The sequence below is a fragment of the Curtobacterium sp. NPDC090217 genome, assembly GCF_044746705.1.
Classification (GTDB): Bacteria; Actinomycetota; Actinomycetes; order Actinomycetales; family Microbacteriaceae; genus Curtobacterium.
This window is the reverse complement of sequence record NZ_JBIVCR010000001.1, coordinates 417761-441995: the sequence shown is the minus strand read 5'-3', so window position 1 is coordinate 441995 and position 24235 is coordinate 417761. Positions and strand designations below refer to the sequence as shown.

The 24235-nt window shown below is 71.6% G+C and carries 25 protein-coding genes; 18 read left to right on the top strand and 7 right to left on the bottom strand.

The window, feature by feature from the left end; genetic code table 11:
* Positions 1 to 2: 2 nt before the first annotated feature.
* Both ACIPJ2_RS02155 and ACIPJ2_RS02150 read right to left on the bottom strand, forming a co-directional pair.
* Entirely contained in the window at positions 3 to 866 is an 864-nt protein-coding gene (locus tag ACIPJ2_RS02155; protein ID WP_402727346.1) for a hypothetical protein, read from the bottom strand.
* A gap of 28 nt (positions 867 to 894) precedes the next feature.
* Positions 895 to 1320 (bottom strand): VOC family protein, encoded by a 426-nt coding sequence (locus ACIPJ2_RS02150; protein WP_402727345.1) that lies wholly within the window; start codon positions 1318 to 1320, stop codon positions 895 to 897.
* 62 nt (positions 1321 to 1382) lie between these two features.
* Between ACIPJ2_RS02150 and ACIPJ2_RS02145 the strand changes: the two genes are divergently transcribed.
* From ACIPJ2_RS02145 to ACIPJ2_RS02115, 7 genes are all read left to right on the top strand, one after another.
* Complete coding sequence (locus ACIPJ2_RS02145; RefSeq protein WP_402727344.1) at positions 1383 to 2348, top strand: helix-turn-helix transcriptional regulator; 966 nt, start codon at positions 1383 to 1385, stop codon at positions 2346 to 2348.
* Between the two features lie 114 nt (positions 2349 to 2462).
* A complete protein-coding gene (locus ACIPJ2_RS02140) occupies positions 2463 to 2552 on the top strand; it encodes a potassium-transporting ATPase subunit F (protein ID WP_281266117.1) in 90 nt (29 codons plus the stop codon).
* The gene (kdpA, locus tag ACIPJ2_RS02135) at positions 2552 to 4237 is read left to right on the top strand and encodes a potassium-transporting ATPase subunit KdpA (RefSeq protein WP_402727343.1); all 1686 of its coding nucleotides are present in this window, start codon (positions 2552 to 2554) and stop codon (positions 4235 to 4237) included. Before ACIPJ2_RS02140 ends, kdpA begins: the two co-directional genes overlap by 1 nt.
* Complete coding sequence (kdpB, locus tag ACIPJ2_RS02130) at positions 4234 to 6390, top strand: potassium-transporting ATPase subunit KdpB (protein ID WP_402727342.1); 2157 nt, start codon at positions 4234 to 4236, stop codon at positions 6388 to 6390. Before kdpA ends, kdpB begins: the two co-directional genes overlap by 4 nt.
* A 2-nt stretch (positions 6391 to 6392) precedes the next feature.
* Complete coding sequence (gene kdpC / locus ACIPJ2_RS02125) at positions 6393 to 6995, top strand: potassium-transporting ATPase subunit KdpC (protein ID WP_402727341.1); 603 nt, start codon at positions 6393 to 6395, stop codon at positions 6993 to 6995.
* 15 nt (positions 6996 to 7010) lie between these two features.
* Complete coding sequence (locus tag ACIPJ2_RS02120; protein WP_402727340.1) at positions 7011 to 9503, top strand: ATP-binding protein; 2493 nt, start codon at positions 7011 to 7013, stop codon at positions 9501 to 9503.
* Positions 9500 to 10186 carry a response regulator gene (locus ACIPJ2_RS02115; RefSeq protein WP_402727339.1) on the top strand — a complete coding sequence of 229 codons (687 nt, stop codon included), beginning with the start codon at positions 9500 to 9502 and terminating at the stop codon, positions 10184 to 10186. The genes ACIPJ2_RS02120 and ACIPJ2_RS02115 overlap by 4 nt, the downstream gene beginning before the upstream one ends.
* Here ACIPJ2_RS02115 and ACIPJ2_RS02110 read toward each other — a convergent pair.
* Positions 10183 to 11055: a LuxR C-terminal-related transcriptional regulator gene (locus ACIPJ2_RS02110; RefSeq protein WP_402727338.1), complete on the bottom strand. Its 873-nt coding sequence runs from the start codon at positions 11053 to 11055 to the stop codon at positions 10183 to 10185. The genes ACIPJ2_RS02115 and ACIPJ2_RS02110 overlap by 4 nt on opposite strands.
* A 110-nt stretch (positions 11056 to 11165) precedes the next feature.
* Here ACIPJ2_RS02110 and hxlB point away from each other — a divergent pair, with 110 nt between their 5' ends.
* The 5 genes from hxlB to ACIPJ2_RS02085 all read left to right on the top strand — a co-directional run bounded on the left by hxlB (position 11166) and on the right by ACIPJ2_RS02085 (position 14899).
* Positions 11166 to 11729, top strand: a complete 564-nt coding sequence (gene hxlB / locus ACIPJ2_RS02105; protein WP_402727337.1) for a 6-phospho-3-hexuloisomerase — start codon at positions 11166 to 11168, stop codon at positions 11727 to 11729.
* A gap of 14 nt (positions 11730 to 11743) precedes the next feature.
* Positions 11744 to 12370, top strand: coding sequence for a 3-hexulose-6-phosphate synthase (hxlA, locus tag ACIPJ2_RS02100; protein WP_402727336.1), 627 nt, complete (start codon positions 11744 to 11746; stop codon positions 12368 to 12370).
* Between the two features lie 170 nt (positions 12371 to 12540).
* The gene (locus tag ACIPJ2_RS02095; protein ID WP_402727335.1) at positions 12541 to 13617 is read left to right on the top strand and encodes a GNAT family N-acetyltransferase; all 1077 of its coding nucleotides are present in this window, start codon (positions 12541 to 12543) and stop codon (positions 13615 to 13617) included.
* Positions 13614 to 14357 carry an alpha/beta hydrolase gene (locus tag ACIPJ2_RS02090; protein ID WP_402727334.1) on the top strand — a complete coding sequence of 248 codons (744 nt, stop codon included), beginning with the start codon at positions 13614 to 13616 and terminating at the stop codon, positions 14355 to 14357. Before ACIPJ2_RS02095 ends, ACIPJ2_RS02090 begins: the two co-directional genes overlap by 4 nt.
* Positions 14357 to 14899: an AAA family ATPase gene (locus tag ACIPJ2_RS02085; protein ID WP_402727333.1), complete on the top strand. Its 543-nt coding sequence runs from the start codon at positions 14357 to 14359 to the stop codon at positions 14897 to 14899. The genes ACIPJ2_RS02090 and ACIPJ2_RS02085 overlap by 1 nt, the downstream gene beginning before the upstream one ends.
* Here ACIPJ2_RS02085 and ACIPJ2_RS02080 read toward each other — a convergent pair.
* Positions 14883 to 15311 (bottom strand): NUDIX domain-containing protein, encoded by a 429-nt coding sequence (locus ACIPJ2_RS02080; RefSeq protein WP_402727332.1) that lies wholly within the window; start codon positions 15309 to 15311, stop codon positions 14883 to 14885. The genes ACIPJ2_RS02085 and ACIPJ2_RS02080 overlap by 17 nt on opposite strands.
* Before the next feature lie 99 nt (positions 15312 to 15410).
* Between ACIPJ2_RS02080 and ACIPJ2_RS02075 the strand changes: the two genes are divergently transcribed.
* The 3 genes from ACIPJ2_RS02075 (at position 15411) to ACIPJ2_RS02065 (ending at position 19389) form a co-directional block, all read left to right on the top strand.
* Positions 15411 to 16178, top strand: coding sequence for an HAD family hydrolase (locus ACIPJ2_RS02075; RefSeq protein ID WP_402727331.1), 768 nt, complete (start codon positions 15411 to 15413; stop codon positions 16176 to 16178).
* Between the two features lie 67 nt (positions 16179 to 16245).
* Positions 16246 to 18756, top strand: a complete 2511-nt coding sequence (locus tag ACIPJ2_RS02070) for a glycoside hydrolase family 65 protein (protein ID WP_402727330.1) — start codon at positions 16246 to 16248, stop codon at positions 18754 to 18756.
* 66 nt (positions 18757 to 18822) lie between these two features.
* Positions 18823 to 19389, top strand: a complete 567-nt coding sequence (locus ACIPJ2_RS02065; protein WP_402727329.1) for a DUF937 domain-containing protein — start codon at positions 18823 to 18825, stop codon at positions 19387 to 19389.
* Between the two features lie 3 nt (positions 19390 to 19392).
* Here the strand turns inward: ACIPJ2_RS02065 and ACIPJ2_RS02060 are convergent, their stop codons facing one another.
* Positions 19393 to 19908: a DUF1697 domain-containing protein gene (locus ACIPJ2_RS02060; RefSeq protein ID WP_402727328.1), complete on the bottom strand. Its 516-nt coding sequence runs from the start codon at positions 19906 to 19908 to the stop codon at positions 19393 to 19395.
* A 26-nt stretch (positions 19909 to 19934) separates the two neighbouring features.
* Positions 19935 to 20198 (bottom strand): hypothetical protein, encoded by a 264-nt coding sequence (locus ACIPJ2_RS02055; protein ID WP_281266100.1) that lies wholly within the window; start codon positions 20196 to 20198, stop codon positions 19935 to 19937.
* Positions 20199 to 20342: 144 nt separating this feature from the next.
* Here ACIPJ2_RS02055 and ACIPJ2_RS02050 point away from each other — a divergent pair, with 144 nt between their 5' ends.
* Genes ACIPJ2_RS02050 through ACIPJ2_RS02040 form a run of 3 tightly spaced genes read left to right on the top strand, consistent with a single transcriptional unit; the run spans position 20343 to position 22634 of the window.
* A complete protein-coding gene (locus ACIPJ2_RS02050; protein WP_402727327.1) occupies positions 20343 to 20915 on the top strand; it encodes a helix-turn-helix domain-containing protein in 573 nt (190 codons plus the stop codon).
* Entirely contained in the window at positions 20900 to 22189 is a 1290-nt protein-coding gene (locus ACIPJ2_RS02045) for an MFS transporter (protein ID WP_402727326.1), read from the top strand. The genes ACIPJ2_RS02050 and ACIPJ2_RS02045 overlap by 16 nt, the downstream gene beginning before the upstream one ends.
* Positions 22182 to 22634, top strand: coding sequence for a hypothetical protein (locus ACIPJ2_RS02040; RefSeq protein ID WP_402727325.1), 453 nt, complete (start codon positions 22182 to 22184; stop codon positions 22632 to 22634). Before ACIPJ2_RS02045 ends, ACIPJ2_RS02040 begins: the two co-directional genes overlap by 8 nt.
* 106 nt (positions 22635 to 22740) lie before the next feature.
* Here the strand turns inward: ACIPJ2_RS02040 and ACIPJ2_RS02035 are convergent, their stop codons facing one another.
* Complete coding sequence (locus ACIPJ2_RS02035; RefSeq protein ID WP_402727324.1) at positions 22741 to 24216, bottom strand: NCS2 family permease; 1476 nt, start codon at positions 24214 to 24216, stop codon at positions 22741 to 22743.
* Between the last annotated feature and the right edge of the window lie 19 nt (positions 24217 to 24235).

The window sequence follows — 24235 nt, the reverse complement described above, 5'->3', positions numbered from 1 at the left end:
GTTCACGGAGCCGGTCGCTGCCGGGGGTAGCGGCCGACCCGGGCCTCCCAGAGCCGGCGCAGAACGAAGCCGATGGCGACGCCGCCCAGCCCCGCGGTGAGTGCGAACGGCATGCCGTGCGCACCGGCCGCACCCCATGCGTTGAACAAGACGCCCCAGGTCGCTGCCTGCAACGGTGCACCACCGACAGCGTGGTGACTCTGCGCCCTCGCGCTCCACCATCCAGTCGGGATCGCCCACGCGAGCGCCAACCCGGCGAGCAACAGCCACCCGGTGAGGAACCGGGGAGTGGGGACGACGAACAGCAGCACCGGGAGGGCGAGGAACCCGACGCCCGCGATCGCCGACGACACCAGGCTGCTCCGCTCCGACTTGCCGATCGGGGCCTTCCGGCGCGGACGGGTGCGGTCGACGAGCGGCTGTGCCGGGGGCGGTCGACGGCGTCCGACGGTGCGGTACCGGATCGCGATGCCGACGAACCAGCCGGCGACCGTGCTGGTGATCCACGCGGAGAGTGCGCTCGGGTACGCAGGGCCGAACAGCGGCCCGAACACGAAGATCCCCACCACGATCACCGGGACGGCGATGATCGGCGGCGCGACGGCCATGACCACCGCGCCCCAGAGCACTCCGGCGGCGGCACCGGCCACGACGACGCCGATCCCGGATGGATCAGCGTCGCCGCGGTCGTGCAGGACGCCGTAGGCGATGCCGCAGGCGACGGCCAGCGCGGCGATGTACCAGCCGAGCGGCGGAACGGGTCGACCGCGCCAGTCCAGTTGCTGCCGCAGGTTCTTCCGGAGCTCTCGTCGTCCGCGGAGCTTCCGTTTCCTGGCCTGCTGTGCAGCGGTGGTCGTGTCCCCCATCCGCCCAGTATGCCGACGCAGGCGTCGCTCAGTGGTCGGTGGACTCCGGGGCCACGTCGAGGGCCCAGATCACGCCGAACTTGTCGCGGAGCTGCCCGGCGAGGGGCGACCACGCGGCGGGACCGAACGGCTGCCGGATCTCGGCGCCGTCGGAGAGCCCCTCCCACGCAGCAGTGATCTCCTCAGCGTCCGTGCCGCTCAGGTACACGTAGAAGGCGTTCGTGCCCTGGTCGTAGGGCTGCCCTGGCCACACGTCGAACGCCATCACGCGGATGCCGCTCGCCGTCTGGACCTGGCCCCAGACGATCCGGTTGGCCCACGCCGGGTCGTCGGTGGCGCCCATCGCACCGTAGGTCATGGCCGCCGGCTCGGTGCCGAGGGCCTTCGCGTAGAAGTCGAGGGCCTCGCGGGCGTCGCCGTCGAAGTTGAGGTGCGGAGTGGTTGTGATCGTCATGGGAGTGAGTCTGCTCGGCAATGCGGTCAGATCGTGTCCGCTTCTCGACGGATACTTGATGCGTGTCCGGACCGTCCTCGCGCATGCTCGCGCTCCTCTCCCTGCTGCAGGTGCACCGGGACTGGCCGGGTGACGTCCTGGCCGAACGGCTCGAGGTCAGCCCGCGAACCGTCCGTCGTGACGTCGATCGGCTCCGGGAGCTCGGCTACCGGGTCGAGGCGCTCCGCGGGCCGACCGGCGGCTACCGGCTGTCCGCCGGATCGGAACTCCCGCCGCTGCTCTTCGACGACGAGCAGGCCGTGGCGATCGCCCTCGCGCTCGCCGTCGCACCGGCGTCCGGCGCAGACATCGCCGAGGCGGCAGCGCGGGCACTGGGGGCCGTCCGACAGGTGATGCCCTCGCGCCTGCGGCACCGGATCGACTCCGTGGACGTGGTGACGACCCCCGGCACGACGACGGTCGACCCCGGGGTGCTCGTCGCGGTCTCCGACGCCGTGCGCACCCGGCAGGTGCTCCGCTTCGACTACGACTCCGCGTGGGGCGGCGACCAGCACGGCCGCCCGTCGCGACGGGTCGAGCCGCACGCGGTCGTCGCCAGGAACGGCCGGTGGTACCTGCTGGCGTGGGAGCCCGAGCACGACGACTGGCGCACCTACCGCATCGACCGGATGCACCCGCGGACCCCGACGGGCCTCCGGTTCGTCCCGCGTGCGATCCCGGGCGGCGACCCGGCGGCGTTCCTCGCGGCCCGGTTCAAGGGTTCCGACGGCGCCGACGTGTGGCCGTGCACCGGCACAGCTGTCCTCGAGGTGCCGGCGCGGTCGATCGCGCCGTACCTCGACGCGGACGCGGTGCTCGAGGAGCTCGATGGCGACCGGTGCCGGCTGACGATCGGCTCGTGGTCGTGGACGGCCTTGGCCGCTCGGTTCGCCGGCTTCGACGCGGGCTTCTCCATCGAGGGCCCGCGAGCGCTCCGGGATGCAGCGCTGACGTTAGCGGGGCGCATGCGTCGCGCCGCGGGCCGTTAGGAGCGCGTTAGGAACGGCCTGGAGGCCCGGTTCCGGATCCAGCATCGGATCCGGCACCACACACGGTGCGGTCCACGGCACCGGTCGCGGACCTCCAGATCTCCAGGAGTCCTCGTGCTCGGCATCACCATCGCCGCCGCCGTCCTCGGCATCGCCGCGGTCGTCTACCTCGTCTGGGCGCTCGTGCGTCCAGAACAGTTCTGATGGGCAGCGCGGCAACGACCTGGGCGGGCATCGCCCAGGTCGCCGTGCTCGTCCTGCTGCTCGCCGTCTGCCACCGCCCGCTGGGTGACTGGATGGCGCGGGTCTTCACGTCCACCCACCACGGCCGGGTCGAACGACTCGTGTACCGGGTGATCGGGGTCGACCCGGACGCCGAGCAGTCGTCCCGCGCGTACCTGCGCGGCGTGCTGCTGTTCAGTGCCGTCGGGATCGTCGTCATCATCGTCCTGCAGCGCATCCAGTCGGTGCTGCCTGGTTCGCTCGGGCTGCCGAACGTCGGATGGGCGCTGTCCTTCAACACGGCGGTGTCGTTCGTCACGAACACGAACTGGCAGTCGTACTCGCCGGAGGCGACGCTCGGCTCCTCGGTCCAGATGGCCGGCCTCGCGGTGCAGAACTTCCTGTCGGCAGCCGTCGGGCTCGCCGTGGCGGTCGCCCTCGTCCGCGGGTTCGCCCGCCGACGCTCGGGCACGATCGGCAACGTCTGGGTGGACGTCGTCCGGGGGACCGGCCGGCTGCTCCTGCCGCTGTCCTTCGTGTTCGCGATCGTGCTCGTGGCGGGTGGCGTCATCCAGTCGTGGGGGAGCGGCACCGACGTCACGACGCTCGTCGGCGGGACGCAGCACATCCCGGACGGCTTCGTCGCGTCGCAGGAGGCGATCAAGCTCCTCGGCACGAACGGCGGCGGCTACTTCAACGCGAACTCGGCGCACCCGTTCGAGAACCCGAACGCGTGGACGAGCCTCGTCGAGGTGTTCCTGATGCTCGTCATCCCGTTCAGCCTGCCCCGGACGTTCGGCACGATGGTCGGCGACCGCCGCCAGGGTCGCGCGATCCTCGTCGTGATGGGCGTCCTGTTCCTCGTCTCGCTCTCGGTGATGTCCATCGCCGAGCTCGCCGGCGGTGGATCGGCCACGCAGGCGGCAGGCGCTGCGATGGAGGGCAAGGAGGTCCGGTTCGGGATCCTCGGCACGACGCTCTTCGGCACGACGTCGACGGCCACCTCGACCGGGGCGGTGAACGGCATGTTCGACAGCTTCACCCCGGTCGGCGGGCTGATGGCTCTCGTCAACATGATGCTCGGCGAGGTCACCCCGGGCGGGGTCGGCTCCGGTCTCTACGGCATGCTCGTCCTCGCCGTGATCACGGTGTTCATCGGCGGGCTGCTCGTCGGGCGGACGCCGGAGTACCTCGGCAAGAAGATCCGCGCCCGCGAGATGACCTACGCCGCGCTGTACATCCTCGTCACGCCGACGGTCGTGCTCCTCGGGACCGGGCTCTCGCTCGTCATCCCCGGCGTCCGCGAACAGACGATCGGCACCTCGCTGTTCAACCCCGGCAACCACGGGCTGTCCGAGCTGCTCTACGCGTTCACCAGTGCCGGCAACAACAACGGCTCGGCGTTCGGCGGGTTCACCGCGAACACCACCTGGATGAACACCGCTCTCGGCGTCGCGATGCTGCTCGGCCGCTTCGTGCCGATCGCCTTCGTCCTGGCGCTCGCCGGCTCGCTCGCGTCCCAGGAGAAGGTCCCGGCGACCGCCGGCACGCTCCCCACCCACCGGCCGCTCTTCATCGGCCTGCTCGGCGGCGTCGCCGTCATCGTCACCGCACTCACCTACTTCCCGGTGCTCGCACTGGGCCCCCTCGCAGAAGGACTGTCATGACATCCGTGACCTCCGTACCGGAGTCGCACACCACCTCGGAACCGGCCACGCGCCGGTCCGCATTCGGACCCCGGCAACTGGTGTCGGGCCTCCCGGGCGCACTCCGGAAGCTCGATCCGCGGCTCATGTGGCGGAACCCCGTCATGTTCATCGTGGAGGTGGGCGCAGCCCTCACCACGGCGGCGGCCGTCGTCGAGCCGTCCGCGTTCACGATCGCCATCGCGGTCTGGCTCTGGCTGACCGTCGTGTTCGCGAACCTGGCGGAGTCCGTCGCCGAGGGGCGCGGCAAGGCACAGGCGGAGGCGCTGCGGAAGACGCGCTCGACCACCACGGCTCGCCGCGTCCTCGGGTACGACACGTCCGCCCCGTCGGCGCTCGCCGCGGACACGGAGGAGATCGCATCCGTCGACCTCGCGAAGGGGGACGTGGTCGTCGTGGTCGCGGGCGAGGTGATCCCCGGCGACGGCGACGTGGTCGACGGGATCGCGTCGGTCGACGAGTCGGCCGTCACGGGTGAGTCCGCACCGGTGATCCGGGAGTCCGGTGGTGACCGCAGCGCCGTCACCGGTGGCACCACGGTGCTGTCCGACCGGATCGTCGTGCGCATCACCTCGACGCCGGGTGAGACCTTCATCGACCGGATGATCCGGTTGGTCGAGGGAGCCGCGCGCCAGAAGACGCCGAACGAGATCGCGCTGAACATCCTGCTCGCGTCGCTGTCGATCGTCTTCGTCATCGTCTGCCTGACGATGCAGCCCATCGCGGGCCTCGTCGGCGCCGACGTCAGCGTCCCGGTGCTCATCGCCCTGCTCGTGTGCCTCATCCCGACGACGATCGGCGCGCTGCTCTCGGCGATCGGCATCGCGGGCATGGACCGGCTCGTGCAGCACAACGTCCTCGCGATGTCCGGCCGTGCGGTCGAGGCGGCCGGGGACATCACGACGCTGCTCCTCGACAAGACCGGCACGATCACGTACGGCAACCGTCGGGCGTCGCGGGTCGTCCCGGTGCCCGGCGTCACCGAGGCGGAGCTGATGGAGGCGGCAGCACGCTCGAGTGCTGCGGACGGCACGCCCGAGGGCCGCTCGATCGTGGAGCTCGCGGCGCAGGCCGGGGTCGTCGTGGACGCGTCGGACGGGGCCGTCGAGGTGCCGTTCACCGCGCAGACCCGGATGTCCGGCATGGACCTGCCGGACGGGTCGTCCGTCCGGAAGGGCGCCGCTGCGGCAGTCCTCGGCTGGGCTGGAACCCCCGACGCTGGGCCCCGACCGCCGGTTCCGGATCGACGCGCCAGCGGCGAGCCGGCCGTGCCGGTTGGGAGGGTCGTCGCGGCGATCGACGCGACGGTCGCGGAGATCTCCGACCAGGGCGGGACACCGCTCGTCGTCGGGCGTCGCTCGGCCGACGGCGTCGTGTCGCTGCTCGGCGTCGTGCACCTCAAGGACGTCGTCAAGGACGGGCTCAGCGAGCGGTTCGGCGAGCTGCGGAGCATGGGCATCCGCACCGTGATGATCACGGGGGACAACCCGCGGACGGCGAAGGCCATCGCGGCCGAGGCCGGTGTGGACGACTTCCTCGCCGAGGCCACGCCGGAGGACAAGCTCGCGCTCATCAAGCGGGAGCAGGGCGGCGGGAACCTCGTCGCGATGACGGGCGACGGCACGAACGACGCCCCGGCCCTGGCGCAGGCGGACGTCGGCGTCGCGATGAACACCGGGACGACCGCGGCGAAGGAGGCCGGAAACATGGTCGACCTCGACTCGGACCCAACCAAGCTCATCGACGTCGTCCGGATCGGCAAGCAACTGCTCATCACCCGTGGGGCGCTCACCACGTTCTCGATCGCGAACGACGTCGCGAAGTACTTCGCGATCATCCCGGCGATGTTCCAGCTGGCGTTCCCCGGCCTCGCGGCGCTCAACGTCATGGGGCTGCACAGCCCGTCGTCCGCGATCCTGTCGGCCGTGATCTTCAACGCGCTCGTCATCGTGGCGCTCATCCCGCTGTCCCTGCGCGGCGTCAAGTACCGCGCAGCATCGGCGTCGTCGATCCTCGGCCGCAACCTGCTCCTCTACGGGGTCGGCGGCGTGATCGTCCCCTTCATCGGCATCAAACTGATCGACCTCGTCGTCGGTCTCCTCCCGGGGTTCTAGTCATGGCAACCACATCTCGCTCATCCCTCCGCTCGCTCGGCGTCGCCGTCCGGCTCACCCTCCTCGCCACCGTGGTGCTCGGCATCGCCTACCCGCTCGCCGTCTGGGGCGTCGGCCAGGCCGCCTTCCACGACCAGGCGAACGGCTCGATCGTGTCCCAGGACGGCAAGCCCGTCGGGTCGTCGCTCATCGGCCAGTCCTTCACCGGGAAGCAGGCCGACCGCTGGTTCCAGTCGCGACCGTCCGCCGCCGGCGACAAGGGGTACGACGCGAACGCCTCGTCCGGGTCGAACCTCGGGCCGTCGAACCCCGACTTGGAGAAGGCCATCGAGTCCCGCCGTGCGGCCGTGGCCGCGGCCGACCACGTCGACCCGTCTGACGTGCCCGCCGACGCGGTGACGGCGTCGGGCTCCGGCCTCGACCCCGACATCAGCCCGGAGTACGCGCTCCAGCAGGTGCAGCGCGTGGCCTCGGCTCGCGGGCTCAGCGACGACGACGTGCGGAAGCTCGTCGAGGAGCACACGGAGTCCCGCGAGCTCGGCGTCCTCGGTGCACCGGCGGTGGACGTCCTGCAGCTGAACCTCGCCCTCGCGACGCTCGGCTGATGCGAGGATGAGCGCGTGAAGCGAGGCAAGCTGCGGGTGCTGCTCGGGGCCGCACCCGGCGTCGGGAAGACCTTCACGATGCTCGAGGAGGGACGCCGGCTCCGCGACGAGGGCCGTGACGTGGTCGTCGCCGTCGTGGAGACCCACGGCCGCGCCGCCACGGCCGCCCTCGTCGAGGGGCTCGAGGTCGTCCCCCGCCGGGTCGAACGGCACCGCGACGTGGAGCTGGACGAGATGGACCTCGACGCCGTGATCGCCCGTCACCCCGACGTCGCGCTGGTCGACGAGCTCGCGCACACGAACGCACCTGGCGGCCGGCACGACAAGCGGTGGCAGGACGTCGAAGCCCTGCTGGCGGCGGGCATCGACGTGGTCTCGACGGTGAACGTCCAGCACATGCAGTCCCTCGGTGACGTCGTGCACGAGATCACCGGGACCGTCCAGCGCGAGACCGTCCCCGACGCGGTCGTCCGGGCAGCGGACCAGATCGAGGTCGTCGACCTGTCGCCGCAGGCGCTGCGCGAGCGGCTCTCCGAGGGCCTCGTGTACCCGGCCGCCAGGATCGACGCCGCACTGTCGAACTACTTCCGCCTCGGCAACCTCACCGCGCTCCGGGAGATCGCCCTGCTGTGGCTCGCGGACGAGGTCGACGACGCCCTGAAGCGCTACCGGGCCGAGCACGGCATCGAGCACCGGTGGGAGGCGCGCGAGCGCGTCCTCGTCGCCCTCACCGGCGGTCCGGAGGGCGAGACGCTCCTCCGTCGCGGGGCCCGGATCGCCGCCAGGTCCTCCGGCGGCGAGCTCGCGGCCGTGCACGTCACCACGAACGACGGGCTGCGCGAACGGCACCCTGGCGCGCTCGGTGCGCAGCGTGCACTGCTCGAGCAGCTCGGCGGGACGTACCACCAGGTGGTGGGCGATGACGTGCCCACGACGCTCGTCCGCTTCGCGCGGTCGATCGACGCCACACAGATCGTCATCGGGGTCAGCCGGCGCACGCGGGCTGCCGCCGCGCTCACCGGCCCCGGCATCGGCAACACCGTCATCCGCGAGTCCGGCGACATCGACGTGCACGTGGTCACCCACGAACGCGCCGGCGGTGGCTTCGCGCTCCCGCGGCTCGGCGGCAGCCTGTCCCGTGGCCGTGTGCTCAGCGCGTTCGGCCTCGCCCTCGTCGTCGGACCGCTGCTGACCTGGCTGCTGTCGTTCGGCAAGACCCCCGACGCGATCACCGTGGACGTCCTCGCGTACCAGCTGCTCGTGCTCGTCGTGGCGCTCGTCGGCGGGATGTGGCCCGCCGTGTTCGCCGCGGTGCTGTCCGGGCTGAGCCTCGACTACTTCTTCGTCCAGCCGCTGTACCGCGTCACCGTGCAGCAGCCCTGGCACCTCGTCGCCCTCGTGATGTACGTGATCAGCGCCGTGCTCGTCAGCTTCGTCGTCGACCGTTCGGCCCGACGCTCGCGGACGGCCCGCCGTGCCGCGGCCGAGTCCGGGCTGCTCATCGGCATCGCCGGCAGCGTGCTCCGTGGCGACGACGCGCTCCAGGCCCTCGTCGAGCGGACCCGCGAGGCGTTCGGCTACACCGGTCTGCGCGTCCGCCAGGGGGACATGGTGCCGGCCACGTCTGGGACGTTCGGCGACGTGCCTGACGCCACCACGAGCCTCCCGTCCGGTGCAGTCCTGGAGTTCGCCGGCGCACCGGACGACCCGACCCAGCGCCGGTTGCTGCGGGTGGTGGAGCAGCAGATCGACGCGGCGCTGGAGCACCGCGAGCTGACCAGGACCGCGGTCGACGCGGAACGCATCGCCGCGGCGGACCGGGTCAGGAGCGCGATCCTCGCGGCCGTCGGCCACGACGTCCGGCGGCCGATCGCGGCCGCCAGCGCGAGCGTGCAGACGCTCCGTGCCAGCGACATCCGGCTCTCCGACGCCGACCGGGAGGCTCTGCTCGCCACCGCCGACGAGAGCCTCGGCCAGCTCGCGGTGCTGTTGGGCGACCTGCTCGACGTCTCGCGGGTGCAGGCGGGAGTGCTCGCGGTCACCCCCGTCGCCCTCCCGTTGGAGACCGTGGTCGCGCCGGCACTCGACGAGCTGGAGCTCGGTCCGGACGACGTCGACCTCGACCTGCCCGGCGACCTGCCGCCGGTGCTCGCCGACCCGGTGCTGCTGCAGCGCGTCGTCGTGAACCTGCTCGCGAACGCGGTGCGGCACAGCCCGGCGGGCACGACGGTGCGCGTCGCGGCGAGTGCGTTCAGCGGGTCGGTGGAGCTCCGCGTCGCCGACCACGGACCCGGGATCCCCGAGGCGCAGCGCGACGACGTGTTCCAGCCGTTCCAGCGGCTCGGGGACACCGACAACGACACGGGGCTCGGGCTCGGGCTCGCCCTGGCGCGGGGGTTCACCGAGGGGATGGGTGGGACGATCGAGGCCGACGACACCCCAGGCGGCGGCCTGACGATGGTGGTGCGGCTCCCGATCGCCGGGCACGTCGGGGTGGAGGCACGATGAAGGTCCTCGTCGCGGACGACGACCCGCAGCTCGTCCGTGCCCTCGGCGTGACGCTGACGGCGCGCGGGTACGACGTCGTCACCGCCCGGGACGGCCGCGCCGCGATCGACGCGGTGATCACCGAGCGGCCGGACCTCGTGATGCTCGACCTCGGCATGCCGCGGCTCGACGGGATCGGCGTGCTCGAGGGCATCCGCTCCTGGTCGCAGGTGCCGGTGCTGGTGTTGTCCGGGCGGACGGACTCCGCCGACAAGGTCGACGCGCTCGACGCCGGCGCGGACGACTACGTGACGAAGCCGTTCCAGATGGACGAACTGCTCGCCAGGCTCCGGGCGCTCGGGCGTCGGCAGGCGGCGGCCGCCGCGGCGACGGACTCGAGTCCGACGGTGCGGATCGGGAGCCTCGTGGTGGACCTCGTTGCGAAGCAGGTCCTGCCGGCGGAGGGCCCGGCGATCCGCCTGACCCCGACCGAATGGCGGTTGCTCGAGGTCCTGATCGCCAACCCGGACCGGCTGATGACGCGGGAGATGCTGCTCACCGAGGTGTGGGGACCGTCGCACGGCAACGACTCCGGGTACCTCCGGCTCTACGTCGCGCAGCTGCGGCGGAAGCTCGAACCGGACCCGTCGTCCCCGCGCTACATCGTCACGGAGTCGGGCATGGGGTACCGCTTCACCCCCTAGGACCTGGCCGCTGCCAGCTCCGCCCGGGTCCTCGCGCCGTGCTTCCTGAGCAGGTTCGCGACGTGGTACTTCACCGTGTTCACGCTGATTCCGAGACCGTCGGCGATCTCCTGGTTGCCCACCCCCGTCGCGACGAGCCGCAGCACGTCCTGCTCGCGCGGGGTGAGGTCGGTGTCGTCGGCGACGTCGACCGTGCCGGGTGCCGGGTCGAGCGGGAGCGAGATGTCCAAGACGGATCCCCACGCCGGCGTCGACTCGACCGCGAGCCGCCCGTCGAGCGCCACGACCCGTTCGGCGATCGGCCGCATGGTGTCGTCATGCGCATCCAGGGTGCCCGCGCCGTCGTCGCGGAGCTGCATGAGGAGGTTCCGGCCGTCGCAGTCCCACTGGATCCGGACGCGGTGGGCCTCGCCGGCGTCGACGAGTGCGAGCACGGCGGTGCGGACGATCGCGCGGGCCGCGTGGGCGACGTCGCCGGGCAGCGCGCGGCCGGTCGCCGGCGGCTCGACGAACTGCACGTCGAGGTCGCCGAACCGGACGAGGGGACGCAGGTCGGCGCGCAGCCGTGAGAACGCGCCCGTGACGGGTTCGAGCAGCGTGCTCCGCTGCCGGTCGGTCAGCGTCCGGAGCTCGACGAGCGCAGCCGAGGCGATCTCGACGGCCTCCGACCGGGCAGCGGCGTCGCCCACCCGCGGGGACCGGAGCACCGCGAGCACGGACTCCAACGTGAGCGCGTGCCGGTCGGCCTGTTCTGCGACCGTCCTGGCGTGCTCCGCTGCCGCGCGCCGACTGGCGGGGCCGAGCCGAGCCTCCGTACCGTCCCGATCCGTGCCGTCCTGATCCGTGCCGTCCTGATCCGTCGCTCCCACGCGGCCGAACGTACCGGTCCCACCCGAGAGGACGGGGCCACCCGATCGGGTGGGACTCCCGCCGTGTCGGGGAGCGGTGGGATCGGCCTCAGCACGACAGGCTCGTCGGCATGCAGGAACCCACCGTCCCCGAGTCCTTCGGGCTCGTCCTCCGTGAGCTCGACGACCTCGCGCCGCGGATCGACCCCGAGGCGACCGCGCAGTTCGTCACGCTCGTCGAGGACGCCAGGCGGGTGTTCGTGCACGGCGCCGGTCGATCCGGGCTCGCACTCCGGATGACCGCGATGCGCCTGATGCACCTCGGGCTCGACGTCCACGTCGTCGGCGAGGTGACCACCCCGGCGATCGGCCCCGGCGACCTGCTCGTCGTCGCGAGCGGCTCCGGCACGACGACCGGGATCGTGCAGGCGGCACGCACCGCGGCATCCGTCGGCGCATCGGTCGTGGCGGTCTCCACGACGTCGGACTCCCCGCTGTCGTCCGTCGCGACGACGACCGTCGTGCTCCCCGCCGCGACGAAGACCGACCGCTCCGGCACCGCGTCCGCGCAGTACGCCGGCGGGCTGTTCGAACAGGCCGTCGCCCTCCTCGGCGACGCGCTCTTCCACACGCTCTGGGCCCGCGGCGGGCAGTCCGCCGACGACCTCTGGCCCCGACACGCCAACCTCGAATGAAAGGCACCACCACCATGCAGCTCCAGTTCGCCATGGACACCCTGACCACCGAAGCCGCCCTCGAGCTCGCCGGCGCGGCCGCTCCGCACGTCGACATCCTCGAGCTCGGCACCCCGCTCATCAAGAGCGCCGGGCTCTCCGCGATCACCGCGATCAAGCAGGCGCACCCGGACAAGACCGTGTTCGCCGACCTCAAGACGATGGACGCGGGCGAGCTCGAAGCCGGGATCGCGTTCGAAGCCGGTGCCGACCTGGTGACCGTGCTCGGCGTCGCCGGTGACAGCACGATCGCCGGCGCCGTCACCGCGGCGAAGAAGCATGGCAAGGGTGTCGTCGTCGACCTGATCGGTGTCGCCGACAAGGCAGCACGTGCCCGCGAGGTCATCGCACTCGGCGCGGAGTTCGTCGAGATGCACGCCGGCCTCGACGAGCAGGCCGAGGAGGGCTTCACGTTCTCCACGCTCCTCGACGACGGCAAGGCTTCCGGCGTCCCGTTCTCGGTCGCCGGTGGCGTCACGGCCGCATCCGTCGCGGACGTCCAGGCATCCGGTGCGACGGTCGCCGTCGCCGGCAGCGCGATCTACAGCGCGTCCGACGTCGGTGCCGCCGCCGCCGAGATCCGCGCTGCCATCACCGCGTAGTCCCCTCGGCTCGGAGGCGAGACGGCCGCTCCGTCACACCCCGACACGAACATCGCGCCCTGTCCTGACGGGGCGCGATGTTCGAACGGGGGTGCAACGGTGCCGGGACGTCGGGACGACCGGGCCGGAACGGACGTGAGCGCCGCCGCGCGGAGCGGTAGCGTCGGGGCGTGACGATCGAGCTCCGCGCGGTGACCGCCGACGACTGGCGGGAGTGGCGGCCCGTCCGACTGGCGGCGCTCACCGATGCGCCGGACGCGTTCGGGTCCCGTCTCGCCGACTGGGCGGACGCACCAGAGGACCGGTGGCGGACACGCCTGTCCATCCCCGGAGCGCTCGACCTGCTCGCCGTCGAGGGCGACCGCGCTGTCGGCATGGCCAGCGGTGCGCCGACGGACGAGGACCGCGCCGAGCTCATCTCGATGTGGGTCGACCCGGCCGTCCGCGGCCGGGGTGTCGCCGGACTGCTCATCGAGGCCATCGCTCGGTGGGCTGCTGGGGCGGGCACGACCGAGCTGGAGCTCTCGGTGATGCCCGACAACGACACCGCCCGCCGCACCTACGAGCGCAACGGCTTCACGGTCGCCGACGTCCCCGGCGACCGGCTCCCCGACGGCCGGCACGAGGTCGTCATGCGCCGGGACCTCACCGCCGACCGGACGCTCGACACCTACGAGCGGTCAGCCGGACTGTACGCCGAGCGGACCGACGGGCACCGCGCCGGCCTCGTCGACGACCTGCTGACGCTCGTGACCCCCGGTGCACGCGTCCTCGAACTCGGCTCCGGCCCCGGGCGGGACGCACTCGCCCTCGAAGCCGCCGGGCTCCGCGTCGACCGGACCGACGGCGCCCGCTCGTTCGTCGAGCGGCTCCGCGCCGACGGGCACGCCGCCCGGGTGCTCGACGTCCGCACCGGGGTGTTCGGCAGCGGGTACGACGCCGTGTTCGCGAACGCGGTGCTGCTCCACGTCCGGCGCGCGGAACTCCCCGGCGTGCTCCGTCGTGCGCTCGTGGCCGTCGTCCCCGACGGGGTCCTCGCCGCCACCGTGAAACGCGGCGACGGTGACGACTGGAGCACGCGGAAGCTCGACCGCCCCCGGCACTTCACCTACTGGACCGAGGACGAACTCGCGTCCGTGGTGTCCGAGACCGGGTGGACCGACGTCGTCGTCCGCGAGACGACCGCGCCGGGCGCCGAGGAACGCTGGCTGACCGTCACCGCACGACGACCGGAGGAGACCCGATGAACCGAGCACTGCGCTGGACCGCCTGGATCGTGGCGGTGCTGCTCGTCGTCGTGGTCGTCTTCCTGGTGTGGGCGAACATCGTCATGCAGGGCACCCGGTCCGCTGCGCTGCAGGTCTGGCGGGATGATCGCGTCGCCGTGCGGGACGCGGGGGACGCAGTCGTGATGACGCCGACCGGGTCCGCGAACGGCGTCGGGGTCGTGTTCATCCCGGGCGCGAAGGTCGACCCGTACGCGTACATGGCGACGTTCCGGCAGGTGATCGCGAGCGGTACGACGGTCGTGATCACGAAGCCGACGCTGCACCTGGCGTTCTTCGACACCCGACCGCTCGCCACGTTCGAGTCGCACGCGCCGGAGGTCCGGACCTGGGCGGTCGGTGGCCACTCGCTCGGCGGGGTCCGGGCGTGCCAGCTCGCCGACGACCCCGGGGTCAGCGGCCTCCTGCTGCTCGGGAGCTACTGCGCGAACGACCTGTCCGACACCGGCCTCGACGTGCTGAGCGTCTCCGGGTCGCGCGACGGCCTGTCGATGCCGGCGAAGATCGACGCCGCGCGGCACCTGCTGCCCGCGGACGCGACGATGACCGAGATCCAGGGCTCGAACCACGCCGACTTCGGGGCGTACGGTGCGCAGCCGGGGGACCGCACCGCGACCATCTCCCGCGCCGATGCCCGCGGCCAGATCAGCACGGCGATCGAACGCTGGACCGAGGAGCTCCGCTCGGCCGGACTCAGCTGATGCCGCGGCCCGTCCTCGTCCACCTGAACGGCATCCCGGCGAGCGGGAAGTCCACCACCGCTCGTGCCTGGGCCGAGCGGCACGCGCCGTCGATGCCCGTCGCGTTCGACATCGACGTGCTGCGCGCGATGATCGGCGGGTGGGACGCGCAGCTCCGCCCGGCCGGGAACGCCGCCCGCGCGATGGCCATGGCCGCGATGCGCGCGCACCTCGGCTCCGGCCGAGACGTGATCGTGCCGCAGTACGCCAGGGCCGACGCGTTCATCGACGAGCTCGCGGCGCTCGCCGCCGACGAGGGTGCGGGGTTCGTCGAGTGCGCACTCCGCCTCGACGCCGCCGAGGCGGACCGCCGCTTCACGGCGCGTGCCGCATCGGGTCCGGTGATCCACGGTGATCTGGGCGGCGACCTGATGGCGGACGTCCTGGTCGAACTGGAGGCCTTCCTCGCCACCCGCATGCACCTCACGTGGGTCGGTGGTCCCGACCAGGGCCTCGATGCGGTGCTCGACCAGCTCGACGCCGCCGTCAGCGCGGTCCGCTGAGCGCGAGCTCCACGGCCCGGCGGGCGCGCTCGGGGCGGAGCCCGATGCGCTCGAGGTCGTCGACCGGCACCCACGCGGGGTCGTACCGGTTCTCGGCGGTCGCGCGCCTGGCCTCCGGTGCGGTGTCGGGCATCCGCGGCGTCCCGCCCTCGACGCTGACCCGGAAGTACAGCGCCGGGGCATCGCGATCGAGCCCGACGGGCAACAACGCCTCGGCGACGCCCCCGAGACCGGTCTCCTCGCGGAGCTCCCGCACGCACGCCTGTTGCGGGGTCTCGCCGGCCTCGAGGCCGCCCCCGGGGAGCACGGCGTACGACCGGTCGTCGCGGTGTCGGAGGACGACGAGCACCTCGCGGTCCCGCACGGCGACGGCGACGGCGCGGACACGGATCCCTGCTGGTGTTCCCGGCATGCCCCGACCGTACCTGGTGGGTCGGTCGAACGAGGGGACTGGAGCGGTCCTAGACTCGGGCGCAGCACTCGTACGACACCACCCCCTGGAAGGTTGTCCATGACGTCGTCGGACCGGCGGACCCCTGCGCGCCTCGCTGACACGCGAGCCCTCCTCTTCGATCTCGACGGGGTGCTGACGCCGACGGCCGACGTGCACATGCGCGCCTGGAGCCGGCTCTTCACGCCGTACCTCGCCGCGCACGGCGTCGATCCGTACACGGAGCAGGACTACTTCGCGTACATCGACGGCAAGCCCCGGTACGACGGAGTCCGCTCGCTGCTCGACTCCCGCGGCATCGAGCTGCCGCAGGGCACCCCCGACGACGCCCCCGACCAGGACACCGTGTGCGGGCTCGGCAACCGGAAGAACGCCGAGTTCACGGCGGAGCTGCACGAGCACGGCGTCGAGCCCTACCCGGGCTCGCTGCGGTTCCTCGTCGCGGCCATCGACGCCGGGCTGTCGGTCGCGGTGGTGTCGAGCTCGGCGAACGCGGTGGAGGTCCTCCGAACGGCCGGCATCCTCGAACGGTTCCCGGTCATCGTCGACGGGCTCGTCGCCCGCGAAGACGGTCTCCCCGGCAAACCCGCTCCGGACACCTACCTCGACGCGGCGAGCCGGTTCGGGCTGCGGGCGGCCGAGTGCGTCGTGGTGGAGGACGCCACGAGTGGTGTGGCGGCCGGACGGAACGGCGCCTTCGGGCTCGTCATCGGCGTCGACCGCGGAGCGGGCGCCGACGAGCTGCTCGCGAACGGTGCCGACGTCGTCGTGACGGACCTCGCCGACCTCATCGCCGAACTGCCCCAGCCGGCCACGCAGACGACGTAGGCGGCCTGCACGGCGCGATCCGTGCCTCCAGGACGTCCCCGACCACCTCCCTTCCCACGGAGCACCCATGAACCCCATCACCTCGGATCCCCTCGATCGTGTGCGCTACCCCGTCGACGAGTGGGCGCTCGTCGAGACGGAGTACGCCCCCGACGAGCAGGGCGTCGCGGAGACGAACTTCGCGGTCGGCAACGGCTACCTCGGCCTGCGCGGCAACCTCGACGAGGGCCGCGGCGGTGTGCAGTACGGCACGTACATCAACGGGTTCCACGAGACGTGGCCGATCCGGCACGCCGAGGACGCGTTCGGCTTCGCCAAGACCGGGCAGACGATCATCAACGCGCCCGACGCCAAGGTGATCCGGCTCTACGTCGACGACGAGCCGCTGGTGCTGGCCGAAGCGGACATCCTGCGGCACACCCGCAGGCTGGACTTCCGCGGCGGCTACCTGCTGCGCGAGACGGAGTGGTCGACGCCGTCCGGCAAGCGCGTGCTCATCCGCTCGCGTCGGCTCGTCTCGTTCACGGACCGACACCTCGCCGTCATCGACTACGAGGTCACGATGCTCGACGCGGACGCCTCGGTGCTGCTGTCGAGCCAGATCCTGAACCGGCAGGACGTCGTCGACGAGTACCACGCGGGGATGCGTGCGGCGGCGACGGCGTTCGACCCGCGCAAGGCCGAGGCGTTCACCGAGCGGGTCCTCGAGCCGAAGATCAAGCGCAACTCCGGCACCCGGTCGTTGCTCGGGTACCAGGCAGCCAGCTCGGGCATGACGATCTGCGTCGGTGTCGAGCACCGGCTCGAGACGGACAACACCTGGGACGAGTCGTCGTCGATCGAGGACGACCTCGCCAAGCACATCTACCGGGTCCAGGCGAAGGCCGGGCAGCCGATCCGCCTGACCAAGAACGTGGTCTACCACACGTCCCGCGGGGTGCCGGCGCGCGAACTCGCCGATCGGTGCGACCGCACGCTGGACCGTGCACACGCCGAGACCGTCGAGGAGACGTTCGCCAAGCAGCGCACGTGGATGGACGACTACTGGGAGCGCAGCGACGTCGAGATCGCGGGGCAGCCGGAGATCCAGCAGGCCGTCCGCTGGAACCTCTTCATGCTCGCGCAGGCAACCGCACGCACCGACGGGCACGGCATCGCGGCGAAGGGCGTCACCGGGTCCGGCTACGGCGGCCACTACTTCTGGGACATGGAGATCTACGTCCTGCCGTTCCTGTCGTACACGGCGCCGATCGTCGCCAGGAACGCACTGCGGTTCCGCTACAACATGCTCGACGCCGCGCGCTCCCGTGCGCGGGAGCTGAACCAGCACGGCGCGCTCTTCCCGTGGCGGACGATCAACGGCGAGGAGTCGAGCGCGTACTACGCCGCCGGCACCGCGCAGTACCACATCGATGCCGACATCGCGCATGCCCTCATGCAGTACGTGCGGGCATCCGGTGACCGGGAGTTCCTGAAGCGCGGCGCGATCGACATCCTCGTCGAGACCGCTCGTCTGTGGGAGGACCTGGGGTTCTGGCGTTCGAACGGTGACCAGAAGTTCCACATCGACGGGGTCACCGGCCCGGACGAGTACACGACCGTCGTCGACGACAACATGTACACGAACGTGATGGCCAGGGCGAACCTGTGGTTCGCGGTCAACGCGTGCCGTGAGCTCGCGGTCGACGACCCCGAGGAGTACGCCCGCATGGTCAGGCGGACCGGGCTCGACGAGTCCGAGATCGTGGACTGGGAGCGCGCCGCCGAGTCGATGGAGATCCCGTTCGACCCGCACCGGGGGATCCACCCGCAGGACGCCCAGTTCCTCGACAAGGAGCTCTGGGACCTCGAGAACACGCCGGAGTCCAAGCGTCCGCTCCTGCTGCACTACCACCCGCTGGTCATCTACCGCTTCCAGGTGCTCAAGCAGGCCGACGTCGTCCTCGCGCTGTTCCTGCAGGGCCACGAGTTCACCCCGGCCGAGAAGCGGCGCGACTTCGACTACTACGACGCGCTGACGACGGGTGACTCCACCCTGTCGGCCGTCGTGCAGTCGATCATGGCGGCCGAGGTCGGCTACCACGAACTCGCGGAGCAGTACTTCAACACGGCGCTCTACGTCGACCTGGCCGACCTGCACGGCAACACCACGGACGGCGTGCACATCGCGTCGACGGGTGGCATCTGGGGCGGGCTCGTGAACGGGTTCGGCGGGATGCGGGACCACGGCGGGAAGATGACGTTCAACCCGCGGCTGCCGAAGTCGTGGGAGCGCCTGACCTACCGGATCACCGTGCGGGGCTCCCGGACCCGCGTTGACCTCGAACAAGAGCGCATGACGTTCACGGTCGAGACCGGCGACGGTTTCACCGCCTGGGTGCACAACCAGCCGTTCGACGTCACGGCGGAGGCACCGACGGTCGTGCCGCTGCCGCACCAGGGTCCGCGCATGGACGGGCACGCGCCGACCACCAGTGACATCCAGGGCACCCTGCGCGCTGACGGCTCCGTCATCACGGCGTCGATCCCGACGATCTCGCTCGAGCGGGAGTACGAGGTGGACGAGACGAGCGCCTGATCCCGGACGGCTGCTTGCCTCGTGCGTAGTGTGCGGACCAAGCAGTCTCTGACGGAGGGAAGCACCATGGCCGGGCTCGACGACATCATCTCCCAGATCCCGATCGGGGACCTCGCGAAGAAGCTCGGCGTGGACGAGGCCACCGCGAACCAGGCGGTGCAGAAGGCCTTGCCGGCGCTGCTCGGTGGAATGCGTGCGAACGCCGAGCAGGGTGGCGGGCAGTCCCTCGAGCAGGCGGTCGACAAGCACTCCGCCGCGCTGGTGGACGGCGGCGTGGACCTCGACGACGTCGACACCGACGACGGCAGCAAGATCGTGAAGAACGTCTTCGGGTCGTCGGAGAACCAGGTGGCCGCTGCACTCGGCTCGACCGGCGGTGGTGCCGGCGGCGGCATCGGCGACGTCATCGGGAAGGCGCTCCCCGTACTCGCTCCGATCGTGATGAGCTTCCTCGCCAAGCAGAAGGGCGGGGGCGCGGAAGCCACAGGTGGCGGTGGGATCGGCGACCTGCTGGGCGGACTGCTCGGTGGCGGCGGCGGTGGTGGTGCGGCTGCTGGCGGAGCGAAGTCCGGCGGTGGGATCGGCGACCTGCTCGGTGGACTCGGCGGACTGCTGGGCGGCGGGAAGAAGTAGCGCTCAGAGCAGCTTCCGGAGCGTGTTCACGTTCCGGGTCGTCGTCGTCCGCTTGAACCGGGCTGCCGCTGCTCGCTTCGCGAAGGGCGTGTCCGTGCTCGACCCCTTCGGGCAGGACCAGTAGACGACGGCGTCCCCGCGTGCGGCCCGTTCGAGCGCGGGGTCCAGCTCGAGGTCCGCGAGCAGGTCGTCGAGTGCGGCGTCGTCCGACCCGAACACCACGTAGTCGTGCCGGTCCGCGGCGCTCTCGAACGGGAACCCGTCGACCACGGCGGCCAGCCCGTCGTGCGGGACGAGCACGATCCAGGCGTCGTAGCCGAACCGGTCACGGAGCGCCTGCTCGACGTCCCGCTTGAGCTCGGCGGCGCCGGCGTCCGCGGCGAACACGACGTTGCCCGAGGCGAGGACGGTGCGGACGTCGCGGTACCCGCGCGACTCGAACAGGGACCGCAGCTCGGCGGACCGGATCGTGATCCCGTTGACGTTCACGCCGCGCAGCAGCGCGATCCACCTGCTCATGTCGCGACCGTACCCGGATCCCGGGGTCAGTTCCACGTCCGCGCGACGGTCCAGGCGGAGCCGTCGGGCACGATGTCGACGACGAGCGTCTCGCCGTCCTCCGCCGTGACCTGGAAGCGCCACCCGACCGTGCGTTCGGGGGCGTGCGTGATCGCGGTCGGCAGCGCGGCCGGAGTGACGGTGAGCCGCGTCGGGTGGTCGGTCACCCGCCAGCGTCGCCCCTGCCAGACGAGACGGACCGGCGCACCGTCCGCCCACCAGACCGTCGTGGCCGCATCGATGACGATCATCGGGTCCTCCCTCGTTCGAACGTGTGTTCGAATGCTAGGTCGCGTCTCGACGGTGTGCAACAGCACGGCGTGGCGCGGATGACATCTCGCTCAAGTCCACAAGAACTCTTGCACAACAGTCCTTGTGGATCTACGCTGGGCCGTATGGACGACGGACGGATCGACGACCCGGCACACATGCGGGCCCTGGCGCACCCCACCCGGCTGCGCATCCTCGGGCTGCTGCGGGCGAACGGTCCGCAGACGGCAGCGATGCTCGGCGACCTCATCGACGAGGCTCCAGGCACGATCAGCTACCACTGCACGCGCCTGGCCGGTGCCGGGTTCATCGAGCCCGCCGAGGGCCAGGGGACCGATCGCCGCGAGCGCTGGTGGCGAGCGTCGCACACCTCGTCGTCCTGGTACCTGGCCGACGCGATGGACGACCCTGACCAGTTGATGGCGGCCAGCGCGCTGGACCGTGCCGTCGCCCGGGTCTACGCCGCGAACTACGAGGCCTTCGTCGACCGGGCACCGGGTATGGAGCGCGAGTGGGTGGCCGCGGCGATGAGTGCCGACCGTGTCCTCCGGCTCACCGCGCCGGAGCTCGAGCGGTTCGGCGTCGAACTCCGCGACGTCGTCGAGCGCTGGCTGCCCGTCAGTGCAGACCACACCGCGGACGACGGCTCGGAACAGGTCTTCGTGCTGCAGCAGGCGTACCGATGGCCGCGCACCTGAGCCCGCGCGGACGGCTCCGGGCGCTCCTCGCCGTCCAGGTCGTCTCGCGCGTGGGCAACGTCGTCACCACGGTGGCCGTGCCGTTCGCCGTGCTCGCGCGAGGCGGATCGGCGACGGACGTCGGGATCACCGCGTTCATGGCGACCGTCCCGATCGTGCTCGGGGGACCGTTCGGTGGCGCGCTGGTCGAGCGCGTGGGGTTCGTCCGGTCGAGTGCCTGGTCGGACGTCATCAGCGGCGCGACACTCCTCGCCATGCCGGTGCTCGCCTGGACCGTCGGACTGCCGTTCTGGGCCCTGCTGGCGCTGGTGTTCGTCAGCGGGCTCTTCGACATGCCGGGGGAGTCGGCCCGGCGGGTGCTCCTCCCGGGGCTCGCGACGGCGGCGGGCGTGCCGCTCGAACGGGCCGTCGGGCACTTCGAGGCCTCTGCGCGTCTGTCCGTGCTGGTCGGCGCACCGGTCGGTGGGGTCTTGGTCGCGGCACTCGGCCCGATGCCGGCGCTCGCCTGCACGGCACTCGTGTTCGGCGCCGCCGCACTGCTGACGGCGCTCGTGGTGCGGGAGGCCCCGACACCGGTCGCCGACGTCGCGGCCGAGGCACCGGAGTCGGCCGGCTACTGGCGTGACATCGCCGAGGGCTTCCGGTTCTGCGTGCGGGACCCGTTCTTCCGGCTGATCATCGCGCTGGTGCTCGTCACGAACCTGCTCGACGCGGCACGGTCCACGACCCTGCTGCCGCTCTACGCGGACGAACGACTCGGCGGCGCGCAGTCGCTCGGCTTCGTCACGGGGACGTTCGGTGGGGCGGCGTTCCTCGGCTCGCTGGTGTTCGGGTACGTCGCGCACCGGGTCCCGCGGCGGATCACGTTCGTGGTGTGCTTCGTGCTCGCGGGCGGCCCGTCGTTGCTCGCCCCCGCGCTCGGTCTGGGGCTGCCGTCGGTCCTCGGGGCTGCCGCCCTGTCCGGACTCGCGGCCGGGGCGCTCAACCCGATCCTCGGCGCCGTCGAGCTCGAGCGGATCCCAGTGCACATGCGCGCCAGGGTCTTCGGGCTCCTCGGCGCGGGGTCCTGGGCGGGGATCCCGCTCGGTGGTCTGCTCGCCGGGGTCGCCGCGGACGGCATCGGCGTCTCCACGACGTTCGGCGTCGTCGCGTGCATCTACACCGTGGTCACGCTCGCGCCCCTGCTCGGTGGCTCATGGCGCCTCATGGAGCGCCCGGCCCCGAGTCTCGGCGACCGTGCGGGCGAGCCCGTGTACACGGGAAGGCATGACTGAGGACGAACAGGGCCCGGACGACCAGCACCAGGTACCCGACGGGGTGTCGGAAGCGACGGTCGAGGCACTCGGGACCCTGTCGGCAGCGCTCGAGACGATCGAGCACGCACGCGGGCTGCTCTACGGGTTCCACCGGCTGACGGGCAGTGCGGACCTCGACCTCGGCGAGGCCGTCGAACAGCTCAGGAAGGCCGGGCACACCGACCTGGCGGACCGCATCGACACGGAGCTCGTCGGTCGGAACGTCATCGCGGGACGGTGGACGTTCCAGGTCGTCGAGGACTACGACGACGGGTACTACGCCCTCGCCAAGGAGCTGGAGCGCACCGCGCGGGACGAACTCGTCGACGGCCGCCGCCACCTGTTCGAGGCGGGCATGAAGGAGGACCGGCGCACCTCCGGCCGACGCCACCACGAGGCGACCCCGGCCGACCTGCCGGGCTGACTCACGGCCTCCCGGTCGGCCCGCTCACCCGCCGCGACCGCGAAAGCGACAGTTCCCCGCCGGATCCTGGCAGGGAACTGTCGCTTTCGCATGACGGACCGGCGGGTCAGGCGACGCCGAGCACCGACTCCAGGGGACCGCGCGCGAAGTACAGCAGGAACCCGGCGGCGACGACGTAGAGCAGCCACGAGACCTCGCGGCCACGGCCGGACAGCGCCTTGATGAGCACCCAGCTGATGAAGCCCGCGCCGATGCCGTTCGCGATCGAGTACGTCAGCGGCATCACGACGATCGTCAGGAACGCCGGCAGCGCCGAGCCGAAGTCGGTCCAGTCGATGTCCTTCACCTGGGCGACCATGAGCGCACCCACGACCACGAGCCCGGCGGCGGCGACCTCGAGCGGGACGACCTGGGTCAGCGGCGTGAGGAACATCGACGCCAGGAACAGCAGCCCCGTGACGACCGAGGCGAACCCGGTGCGCGCTCCTTCGCCGATGCCGGCCGCCGAGTCGATGAACACCGTGTTCGACGACACCGACGCGCCACCGCCCGCGATGGCGCCTGCGCCCTCGACGACGAGCGCCGAACGCAGGCGGGGGAAGGTGCCGTCGGGCTTCGCGACACCGGCGGCCTTCGCCAGACCGGTCATCGTGCCCATGGCGTCGAAGAAGTTCGTGAAGACCAGCGTGAAGACGAGCATCGACGCGGCCAACGGCCCGATGCGGCTGAACGCGCCGAAGTCGAAGTGACCGACGAGCGACAGGTCGGGGAAGGCGAAGAGCGCGCTCGGCAGGCCGGGGGCGTTGAGGTTCCAGCCGGTCTTCGAGTCGACCGAGGTGGGCACGTGGAAGATCGCCTGCAGGATGATCGCGATGATCGTCGTCGCGATGATGCCGATGAGGAGCGCGCCCTTGACCTTCCTGGCCATGAGCGTGCCGATGATGACCAGGCCGATGAGGAACACGATCGTCGGCAGCGCGCCGACGGAGCCGTCCTCGCCGAGCTGCAGCGGGGGCGACGCCAGGCCGGACGAGCGGACGAAGCCGGAGTCCACGAGGCCGATGAACGCGATGAACAGGCCGATGCCGACGGTGATCGCGGCCTTGAGCTGCGCCGGCACCGCGGTGAAGATCATCGTCCGGATCCCGGTCAACGCCAGGATCACGATGATGATGCCGTTGATCACCACGAGGCCCATCGCCTCGGCCCACGTCACCTGGTGCACGACGCTCACCGCGAGGAACGAGTTGATCCCGAGCCCCGCCGCGATGCCGAACGGCAGGTTCGCGATCACGCCCATCGCGATCGTCATGAGGCCAGCGACGAGCCCGGTGGCCGCGGCGACCTGGGCGTTCTCGAGCCACCCGCCCGTGACGTCCTTCGCGGCCTGGTCGGCGCTGAACCCACCGAGGATGAGCGGGTTGAGGATGACGATGTACGCCATCGTCACGAAGGACACGAGGCCACCGCGGACCTCGCGGGGGATGGTCGAACCGCGCTGGGTGATGGAGAAGAAGCGGTCGAGGCCGGAAGCGACTCGGTTCCGGGACGGCGTTTCGGTTGTCTGCGGGGCGCTCACCAACGAAGTTTAAAGGACGCTG